The 10,905-nt window shown below is 36.4% G+C and carries 9 protein-coding genes; 2 read left to right on the top strand and 7 right to left on the bottom strand.

Features of this window, described 5'->3' with window-relative positions:
- Positions 1-567: 567 nt before the first annotated feature.
- The 7 genes from BW716_RS28975 to BW716_RS37105 form a co-directional block, all read right to left on the bottom strand.
- The gene (locus tag BW716_RS28975; RefSeq protein WP_083729561.1) at positions 568-1,191 is read right to left on the bottom strand and encodes a DUF4276 family protein; all 624 of its coding nucleotides are present in this window, start codon (positions 1,189-1,191) and stop codon (positions 568-570) included.
- Positions 1,191-2,438, bottom strand: a complete 1,248-nt coding sequence (locus BW716_RS28970) for an AAA family ATPase (protein WP_179091318.1) — start codon at positions 2,436-2,438, stop codon at positions 1,191-1,193. The genes BW716_RS28975 and BW716_RS28970 overlap by 1 nt, the downstream gene beginning before the upstream one ends.
- A gap of 695 nt (positions 2,439-3,133) precedes the next feature.
- On the bottom strand, positions 3,134-4,837 hold the full coding sequence (locus BW716_RS28965; RefSeq protein WP_083729559.1) for an NERD domain-containing protein: 1,704 nt from the start codon (positions 4,835-4,837) through the stop codon (positions 3,134-3,136).
- Positions 4,838-5,145: 308 nt separating this feature from the next.
- On the bottom strand, positions 5,146-5,445 hold the full coding sequence (locus BW716_RS28960; protein WP_083729558.1) for a helix-turn-helix transcriptional regulator: 300 nt from the start codon (positions 5,443-5,445) through the stop codon (positions 5,146-5,148).
- 11 nt (positions 5,446-5,456) lie between these two features.
- Positions 5,457-5,987 carry a hypothetical protein gene (locus BW716_RS28955; protein ID WP_083729557.1) on the bottom strand — a complete coding sequence of 177 codons (531 nt, stop codon included), beginning with the start codon at positions 5,985-5,987 and terminating at the stop codon, positions 5,457-5,459.
- A gap of 727 nt (positions 5,988-6,714) precedes the next feature.
- A complete protein-coding gene (locus BW716_RS28950; RefSeq protein ID WP_179091317.1) occupies positions 6,715-8,100 on the bottom strand; it encodes an outer membrane beta-barrel protein in 1,386 nt (461 codons plus the stop codon).
- Positions 8,078-8,230 (bottom strand): hypothetical protein, encoded by a 153-nt coding sequence (locus BW716_RS37105; protein ID WP_179091316.1) that lies wholly within the window; start codon positions 8,228-8,230, stop codon positions 8,078-8,080. The genes BW716_RS28950 and BW716_RS37105 overlap by 23 nt, the downstream gene beginning before the upstream one ends.
- Positions 8,231-9,403: 1,173 nt before the next feature.
- On the opposite strand from BW716_RS37105, the gene BW716_RS28945 reads away from it, so the two are divergent.
- The gene (locus tag BW716_RS28945; protein WP_143709095.1) at positions 9,404-10,135 is read left to right on the top strand and encodes a hypothetical protein; all 732 of its coding nucleotides are present in this window, start codon (positions 9,404-9,406) and stop codon (positions 10,133-10,135) included.
- Between the two features lie 33 nt (positions 10,136-10,168).
- Positions 10,169-10,894 (top strand): hypothetical protein, encoded by a 726-nt coding sequence (locus BW716_RS28940; RefSeq protein ID WP_083729554.1) that lies wholly within the window; start codon positions 10,169-10,171, stop codon positions 10,892-10,894.
- The last annotated feature ends 11 nt before the right edge of the window (positions 10,895-10,905 follow it).

Here is a 10,905-nt window from a genome sequence, read left to right as displayed (position 1 = left end):
TGTTATCTGCCGATTACACCATGTAAATTTTTTAAATTTCGTTTCCATCAATCATTAGCTGTAATACATCCGCTGAGCTATATTTAATTATAAATCCTAGAATTGATGATGAATTTCACTAATAAACATAACAATTTTAGATAAATCTTCCACAAACTGGTTCGAAAGTTGTCCCTCGTAGCCCGCAAAACTACAAGACCCGCTCTATTAGCGGGTCTTGTAGTTTTATCCAATTTTCTCTTTTTGCCCCAAAGAATTAGAATTCAAACTGGTAAAGGATTCTGTTGGTTCGAAATCACTAAACTTCATTCGGTTTAATGAAATAAGAGGTGAAAGAGCTTCTAAACACCTTCGTCTATTATTGATAATCCTCTTAAATAATTTAACTGCAACGTGCCATTAGCTCTATATGGCTACAGAGAAACATAAAAAGCAATTACATAAGGTCATTATAATGGGGTATTGGGTAGATGAGGTGCATACCACCTTTGGGAGGTGTTATGCTCATCCCTTTGGCATAAAGTGACACGATTACTTCTTCAAGACCTTATACCATGTTATAGCTATTTAGTTACCAGAAATTAGGTTAAGGATCTCCGCGATTGCATCTTTTAGTTCTGGTACATTCGTGTATATAAGACCCAGATCGAGGTTGTCAACAAAGCCAGATACTCTACGGCCTTTCTGGTAGTGTTTTTTATACCGATGGAAGAGCTCGGAGAGAATGCGGTTGTTTAGTTTGTCTTTATTTGGATAAGCATTCATTTTACGCTGATTTACTGGTACTTGCAAGTGCTTGTAAATACCTTCAAGATCGTGAAAGAACCAGGCTTCCAGATCTTGTGTAGCAATAATGGGTGAGATTTTCTTAACCCGCGAATCTTTATAAATGAATTTTTTCTCTAGCTCGTCTAGTCTGATCAATGATGGTTGATTGCGTTCTCCTTCACGGTCGATGGCAACGAAAACATGAATTTGTTCACAATCTTTAAACGAATCATTATCCAGGTAGCTTTTGATCTTGTTCCCTACCTTTTCTGTGACGTTATAGACCCCTTTTAGATTACCGAAGTTGTGACGGATCGTGCGTTCGGGGATGTACTTTTTAAATATTTTTTTATAGAAATCTTCTTCTGTTTCTCCTTCGTATAGGAACAGAACTGAGTTTTGATTCTTTTTTATTTTGGCCATTAGTCGAACTCCTCCTCAGTTTGCTCAAAAAATAATTCGTCTGCGAAATTGCCTTTTCCGGAACGAAGGCGAGCTTTGAGCTCCTTTCGTGAATTGACGTTTTCGAATATACTCATGCCATTGCTTTCAGCACGGCTTGTAATGATCTGTTCAAGCTTGCTTTTGTTTAGCAGGACAATTGAGTGTGAGGTGATGATGAATTGTTTAGTCTCGCTAAAGCTTTTCAGGAAAGCGATCAGGTCCACGAGTGCTTTTGGATGCGTAGAATTTTCTGGTTCTTCTATGAAGAATATGTCGTGATCGCTGTTCAGGACTTTTATGACAAGAGCGATCAGGAGGATACTTCCATCAGAGAGATCTTCCAGAGATTTAAATGTTTTGGCGTGTAAGAAATGTACAAATGTGAAAGCTTCTTTTTCTTCACTATTCTTATTAATATTTAAATGATAGGTATTAATATCCACTGCTTCTATGCCTAGCACATTATGTAGCGCACTTTTGAAGATGTCCCAATTGTTGCTATTTTTCAAGTTTATAATTTCTTCTTTTAGGTCAAAGGCAACCACTCGACCGTTGAATATTTTAAGCTGGTCTTTAGTACTGTTTTTAGTTAGCTCAGTGTGAGAGAAATAAAATACAGGCGTTTTTAATATCTGACTTAAGCATAGTTGTGAATCCAGATAGGCTTCGTTCGATCCACCACTAATCTGAAGTACACGTAGCAGACTGAACGCGTTAGTTACTCCGTTGTCAAATTTGAAATTCGGGAAATCTTTTCCATAGTGCTCTTCAGTTTTAGTACGGCTGAAGATTCTAACTGGACTTCCTGGTTTACCATATTCTTTATAATGAAGACTTTCGCTGTCAATTATAAAAGACCTCATGAGTTTTGAATTTTCAGCAACCTGGAATTTGAAACTAATCTGATATGTAAACTTGCGATTCGTTTTTGTATTTTCGAATTCTAGTTCCATAGAAATTGGAGGAAGAGTATCTGTATCTTCTATATTCCTCCAGTTCGTTGGAATTATATCTCTAAAACGTGTTGTTATAAATCCATTGCGGAAGGCATTCGTTACATCTTCCATTCCTCCATATAAAATAAAGTAGAGGAAAGAAAATGATTGTATGAAATTTGACTTTCCAGAATTATTCGTACCAATAATGAGGTTGTAATTATCGAAGCTCAAATTGGCTGATTGAATATTTCTGTAATGTTGAAGGTTATATTTAATGATTCTAATCATTGCCATTCTTTTTTCAATACATTAAAGATTAACTAGGCAAAGTTAGTCATTAAATTTCACTAATTGGGTCAAAAATTTGATGTATTAGCTAGATGATTGTGTTTTAGTACAGATCAAGAAGATTTTATTCATTAATAGGAAAGCGATAGATTTGGAATAGGTATTGGTTATCAAATTAAAAAATTAAACATGAATTAAATAATGAATATCAATAGGATAATTACTACTTCAATTTAAAATGTCATCTTCTGTCCAATAAAATACTTATTATTGAAAAGAAAACCATTCCCTTTTCCTTCATCATTGATTTATTACTTCGCAATTAGGCAAAACGGCTAAAAATGTAGTTTTGTTTGTGTGGAAGTAGCTATAAAACACCACTTTTTCTGGAATGATAATAGTCAATCAGAAGTATATTAAGACATTTCACTAACAAATCCGCGAATTTTAGATAAATCCTCCAAAAACTGGTTCGAAAGTTGTCTCTGATACCCCGCAAAAAAGCAAGACCTGCTCATAGAGCGGGTCTTGCTTTTTAATAAATATTGATAAATTCATAAGCTGTTTGTTCTGAACTCTTTGGATGTTCGAAATCTAAATTTGTTATATCATTCTGCCATAAACTTTTTCATTGATGCCCAATTGAAGTTAGTCTCAATTATGTAACGTCCGATTTTCAAATTTTCCCTTTTTCATTACTCACTAAACCCAAAATCAACAGCAGCCATCTCAAAATATTTCATCGGGTTACCGGTTGGATAAGCCTGTTCCATGAAACGCATAAAAGAAAACTGGGCATACAAATAGGTCCAGGAGTAATTTTGTCTGAAGGCTTCTTTTAATTCTTTCTTTTTGCGATGATGATATTCTGTAATTCTGTCGCGCAGGAAATAGCGTTCAGCCTTCAATTGCGGATAATATTTAATAAAGAAATTGAGATTAATCAGTGTAAGTGGATTTATTTTTATGAACGAATTTTGAACTTCTGAAATAATGGCCTCGAATTGTTCATCAAGAAGGGTATTCACCCCAGAAATATCCAGAGACGGTTCTGTGTAAACAATTATTGGATAAATCCTGAATTTGCTTCCGAGTGACTGGAGATACCGGATTTGACTTTTTAGCTGATAAATCCCCTTGTTCTTTCCTCCAATGGATTTCTTCTCATTGGCAAACTGATCCTGAAGGAATTGCTGGAATCCTTGCGTGTCAGCTCTATCTACTACTGTTCCATTTACTCTTGTTGATTTGACTTCAATGACAAATACATCTTTATTATTCTGTATGATTAGAATGTCGGGATATTGAGGGTCATCTTTGTCTGTTTTAATACTGTCGTACTGGTGCGTAAATATTTTCCTGATTAACTGCAGCGTGATGTATTCTTCAAAAAAATACTTTCCGATTATGCCCAGATATACGTTATAATCTTTTATTCCATGATTTTTATTTAGCGAGGTAACTTTATAAAAATAATAGATGAGACTTACATCTGTTAGATGCGAGACGAAATCAAAATCGAGGACAGCTATGCCTTCCGAAAAACGGTAAAATGGTTGGTTGATGAGTGCGAAGGATTCGCCGGAAAAAACATTGTTGGATGCAGAATTTGGATCATAGATAAAAGATTTGAACACGCGTTGTAATGTTCTATCGGTTATGCAGAACCGGGGCTTCTTGTCATATTCAAAGCCATTATAAGAATTGACTATTGTTTCCAGGAATGTGAAATAGAAATTATAGGGAGATGCTACATTAAATGCGTCGGAAAATTCCTTTAAAGGCTGCGGGCCGTATCGCTCTTCCATAAAACGAAAGAATAAAAATGCTTTCAATGCATTAACTCCATACATATTATTTTTTTTCCTGGCGAACTCCTGCTGAAATAATTCGAGCTTCCAAAGAAATTCTAATGACAACACATTTTTATTATCGGCGCGTTTGTAATACTCATCATTAATGGCAAGGATTGCGTCGAACAGTGCCATTTGCAAAAGGTCTTCATTTTCTTCATTGATATTGTCCATATCTTTTATAGGCCTGTAGCGGGCAATTAGTTTTGCCATCAGGTTCACGATAGCCTGGGAAGTAAAGACCACTGTGTACTTTCCTTGATGAGTTGAGAATATTTGAGTTAAACGTTCATAAGCCGATTTGTGTATTTTATTAAATACAAGTCGAAATATTTCGGTATCAATTTGATTGGGACTGCCCTGGCATTCAAAAATGATAGCATTTATTCTTGAGAGTATGATTATCAATACATCGGTAGGATATTCGGAAAGCTGATCGATCGGATCTCTGGGAGCGGACTTGCCATAAAATTCACTATAATCGACCACTCCAAAAACTGAGAAGGTATAGTTTTTTGATTTGGAAAAAGAGCTGGGGTTTTTCATGTGATGTAATTCGAAATGCAATAATCAAAGAAATTCTTTAGTTTTTAATATATCCTTAAAACATGTACTTGAAAAAACACGAATTAGTCTTAATCTTCTTCAAAAGAACGGCTATGACAATCCAACTTAATGAAATAATATAGTTAGGGTTTTTGACTTCTGCGTTTAGCAGGAAGCAGGGAAGCTAATTGATACTTTTAACGAAGAACTTAAGAAAGAAAAACCAAATTTCTCAATGCTTCAAAATCTATGAAATGGGATTTTATTAGCAATTCCTGAAATGTTCAAAATTATCAACTCAAGGCATTTCAGGCAATTTGCTTTCTTGTCTTTTTACGTAAACGTTGGCTTGAAATATGGATAATTGGTTCACCGAGTTCAGCTTCTAATTTTGCTAATGTCATTAAAGTGAAATTATGATTCCCTTTTAACCATTTATTAATCTCAGAGGATTTCTTCCCCATTCTTCCCGCGAGGTCTTTCTGTGTATATCCTCTTGCCTGCAAAATCTGTTCAATCCTTATAACAATATCTGTATATTGTCTTACAAATATTCTTACCTCCGCGGGTGTTTCTTCCTGAATTTGTTTTGCTACTTTACTTCGCATACCAATAGTTTTTATAAAATGATTTCCTCTCCTCCATCATTAGCTCTTATTTCCCTCTTCTTTTGATCAATGCAGATTTCCTTGTGTAGTAACGCTTCTTCTATCCTTCTTGCAAATTGGCAAGCTTCCCGCCATTTCAAATTCAGATCTCTGCTTGCTTGGTTTGTTAATGCTGATTTCACTCCCCCATTAAATAATACTACTAGATCGGAGCGATTATTTACTCTTAAAGAGTATAATCTTAAGGGAAAATAGGGATAAAAAAATGTAATCTCGCCTAGTTTTGCTTTCCCTTGGTTGGGTAAGCCAATTACTTCATTTTCAAATCGATTGAACAACAAGTCAATTGCTCCGTAATCATCCCCTATACTATCCAAAATAAAACTTAATAGTATTTGTGTAGGCTTTTTAAGCTCGGGAATCGCGGAATATTTATTAAAGAATTTATCCGTTTCAGAATTCCTAGCGTCTTCCTTGCGTACCGTATAAAATGTACATTTATCTGATTCATCGTCCCAGGTTTCTAGTACAAAGTTATTCACTTATAAGTTAATTTGCAAGTTTAATTTTAAATCAAAATTTCAATATAAAACATTGATTGTTAAAAATTAATATATTTATATTTAAATTTTTCATTTTCATGACAAATCAGATTCATTTCTACTTCATAAGAACATTTATATTCTTCAGCAGTTTTGATCTACATTATAATTGCATAAGTGGCTCCATAATAATAAGGTCGTTGAATAATCAGTACTTAAGAATAGGCTGTTTAATAGTCGCCTCAGAACATAGCTGATTGAAATAGAAGGGTTAGAATTGGGAATATAGACGTCATTTATATATAGGGGAGTAAAAATATTTACTGAATTTCTATAATTAACAATAGCAAATCAGTGATAAATTTCACCAACCAATTGGCAAATTTTAGATAAATCCTCCGAAAACCGGTTCGAAAGTTGTCCCGGGTAGCCCGCAAGCTTTAAGCCCTCAGGTCGAAAGATCTGGGGGCTTTCTGTTTTGAGATGCAAGTGCTATTGGTTTTGAGATGGAATTGGCCTGTCATTATAATACCAATGAAGTGAAGAGGGTTACAAGAATTTACGATTTACGGTATTCCCGCTTATTGGATTCGCCTTTCTTCCAGCTATAGTATACGCTGATACTACATCCTAAAACACGACACAAAGTCCTTGTACTAAACCGCTCCGACAACTGCTTTATCACAGAGTATCTCTCCCCGAGCGGTCTAGAAAAATACCATAAATATTATTTCCCTTTAAAACTCCTGAAATTATAAGTAAAACTAACCATTACATACCGCTGGCGTACACTGGTCATTGTGTCCCTAATAGTATTAGCCGTGGTAATCCTTGACACATTCAAATTCTGCTCCAACAAGTCATTAGCAGACAGCTTTACCTCTCCGGCATGATTTTTAAACACCCGTCTGCTGACAGCGGGAGAAATCAGTGGGATACCTCTTTTGTAACCTGGAGCCAGATTATTATTGAATACATAGTAAAGATTAAGATCGAACATCCAATCATTATAATAATACCGGGCATTAGCAGTTAATTGTTCTGTGAGGTAATTGGTGCTTACCATGTCATAATGCACTTTAAAGAAATTAGTCATTGAGCTGATATAATAATCAAACTGTTCAGCAATATGGCCTTGCCAGGAAATACGTTCACCTATACCTGATGACTTTGTACTACTTTTCACATCATTGAGCAAGACTGGTGTATGCTGGTAGTTGAAGGAAGTTAACATGTTAAGAGAAGATTTCATGGTCTTCATGGGGAAGCTATAACTGATGCTGGCACTGCCATTATACGTACCATTCAGGTTGACTGGCGTACTTACCTGGGCTCCGGAAGGTAGCTGGGAAATCGCATACTGAATGGCATTCCTTACACTCCCCAAATTCATTATAATGGAGAACATCCGCTCTGATCTTAAAGTAAAGGTATAAGTAAGATTGGCATTGTGCATATAGGGCTGTACAAGATGCGGATTACCCTTCTGGATAAACAGGGAATCTACAGTCGATTGAACAGGTTGTAATTGTTCTACAGAGAGCGCGAGGGGCATACCAGTATAACTAAACTGCAGCCTTTGCATGGCAGAAAGCCCCCAGGTAGCATTGACTGAGGGGGGCATACTGTAATACTTTGCATATACAAGACTATCCCTTGTAATATTACTTCCTTTTATCCTGTCTCTTTCTACTCCAATACCCGCTACAACATGCCACTTGTTATTATTTAAACGATAATTCAGCATAAGCTGGTGGGTCTGGTATAAGTTATTAAAATGGTTGGTTTGAAGACTATCTGGCAGGTCATACAAATGTGAATCATTATTCAGACGGAACACCTGGCTGTTCACATCGGTATTGTTGTATCTGAATTTATAATTGAGCTCCATCGCCTGGTTATGACCTAAAGGCTCAGTATAGGAAACAACAGGATTGATGGTAGTAGTGGTCGCCTTTGTTTCATTTCGCTGATCCATGCGAACCTCAGCAGGTATTTCGGATAGAAAGGTAGTGAGCGTGTTGCTGGTGCTATTATTCTTCGTTTGACTTGAATTGAGCGATACATCAATAGAAAGCGTTCTGAAAGGCTTATGGAAACAGTACAAAATCATGTACTTCCATATCATAATCGAAGATGTCGGCTCCGGCGCCAAGGTAAACATGAAGGGTTTTCTGTGCCTGTGCGCTGAATGAGAATATACAGCAGGACAAGGCAATAAAGATTCCATAGATCTTTTTCATAAAAAAATGAGGCTTTAAAAAGTTAACAATATGTGTTAGGGAAAATGCATCAGCGTACAGACATAGATAAATTTTTCATGGATCCGGGAATCAAAAACAGGGTTTCGGGTTACACATTCCGGGTTAGGTTATTTGTTGAGTAATTGCGGGCAGAAAATTAGTTAACCGGGCTTTCGGTGCGTGATACCAATAGGTAAACGGGGTGCCTGTATCTGCCAATTATAAAAATGTATCTCCAGAATAGATAGTTATCATGTTCAATGTAGCTAAAGAGGATAAAAGTTAAGCTTCATCACTTAAAAACTATTTGCAAACTGATTCAAACTTTGCCCCTCCTAGCCCGCAAGCTTTAAAGCCTTTAAGTCTTTGGATTTAAAGACTTTCCCAGATTGAGGAATTCCTTTAATTTTTTTTCTGGTATTCTTTGTTGATTAATTACTAAATATTTGCATGTTCGGAATACCACCTTTTACTTATGGTGACATATCTGCATTTGGTGAGAGTAGAAATCCTTCATAAAGATGCCATCCTTTGACACCCTTATTTACCAGATAAGAATTATTAAAAAAATAAATGAAGTTCGCATAAACAAAACATCAATATGCTTGTTAACAAGATATACTCTTTCTAACAAGGAGTATTCTGCAAGAGTAATAATTTTTACCTTGTTGAATTACAAAATACTTGTCCGAAAGAGCTTTCCATTTATGAAATAATTAGAAGACTACAACAATCATCATTGATAAATGAGAATGGTAGATAAAGAATATGTTAAAAGACACGCAAAAATAAATAGAATTAATAATCATCCACCTTCTTGGAATAACCTTAATAATGCGAGATAGATAAAGGTTACATAATGGTTAATAAATTTATTATATAGGGTAATAACCCTCTTAAATTTATTCAACCGGAACCTTTCTGTCGATATTTATACGCCGACGATTTTTGCCAATTTAGCGAACTGGTGCTACAGGAGTGATTAGCTTAAGGATATCCCGTTGATCATTAGTTAAATATCCCCTTCTTAACATGCTATAAAAATTTCAAAAATCTAAAGATAATTTATGAAATACGTTCTGATCATCCAGAGAAAATAAGGAAATCAGACAACCCTCATCTGACTAGCCCCCCTCCTGCTGTAAATCAGTTAATAATTTAATAAAAACACTTATGGAAAACGATGAACGACCACCTGGAGTCATTTGGATTGAAAAAACGTCTGTAACTCTTCCTACAACTCAACGGTTAATGGTTGAGTTAAATAATACAAACCTTGATACCTGTAGTGTTACTATTCCTTATTTTGATGGAGATACTGTAACAGTAAATTATAAAGGCCTTCCGGGCAACCAGCCTGAAACCTATAAGAATTTTGTTGCCATATGGGAGGCCTCTATCATACCTTGGACAGTACCTCCTTTGGCCCAATTATCAATAGAACAGAATTATGAACAAGGCACACTTACTATTGGTGGACTTACCATTACAAGAAGCGCCTATATCGTAGGCTATGGAGTGGGGCCTGATATCTCAAATATTTGCTGCAGCAGTATTATATCTGCCGGCGGTTATCTGGCTGCACCAACACAAGTAGCTATTAGCCTCAATTACCTGGGTATAAATTCTCTTTCTATTCATTATCAAACACTGGCAGGTTACCAACCCATGCAATATAACAATTGGATTGGTCTATGGAAAGGTTATGCATCTCCTTACAACGCTGATGCACCCATTGCAACCGTAAATATCAACAGCAATGCAAACGAAGGAACCATAGGAATGAATAACGTTCCGTTGGGTATTAATTCAAATTACACGCTCATTTACTTTATGGGCAAAGAGAATTCAATGGCTGCAGCCATTCTTAACTTCAACACGTCTACAACCACCTCAGAAACATAAATATCACTTTTTTAAAAACCAAAAAAATACACAATGGAAACACAAAATCTTGAAGCACAAAAAGTGCTCGTAGCATACTCAGCTACTAATCCTCTTACGACAGCTCTTAGTATCTCAAATGTATCTGCTGAAGAGATTGATGTAGATTATGACACAATGCCGGGCAATCAGCCCAATACCTATGGTAATTTCCTGGCTATCTGGCAAAATTCCAATTCCATTCCATGGAATACCGAACCTATTAAAACATTCCCGGTACCAACAAATACGCCGTCCGGTTCTGCGGCTTTCACTGGTCTGAATGTAAATAACAACAGCTATATCATCGGCTATGCTGTTGGACCTACTCTTAATGCCACAGGCAACATACAGAAGTATGGTAATATATGCGCTACAGCGTTTATTCCGGCAACATCTACCGGTGCAGACCCGGGTACTATTTTTACACCTTCAGTTTCCGGTATCAATGTTGGCAGCACTTCTGTATCCTTCCAGTTTGATTTACCCGATGGCCTTTTGCCACAAACCAATGGTGCATGGGCTGCCATATGGAAAGGCGCAAATCCTTCTTTCTATAGCACCGCTCCTTTGTCCACGATCCCAATTTCGCCGGATTCTTCATCAGGAAGAGCCGCATTTAATAATGTGAGCATTGGCAGGGGTACAACCTACACAATCGCAATTTTTATGAGCGGCTATAATGCTGCCGGTGGTAGCACTCAACGTACAGTTGCCTGCTCCGCAAGCTTTACCAATTAATATACTGCAGA

The organism is [Flexibacter] sp. ATCC 35208 (assembly GCF_001975825.1).
GTDB lineage: Bacteria > Bacteroidota > Bacteroidia > Chitinophagales > Chitinophagaceae > Chitinophaga.
The sequence above is the reverse complement of the archived record's forward strand: the minus strand, read 5'-3'. Positions and strand labels throughout refer to the sequence as shown.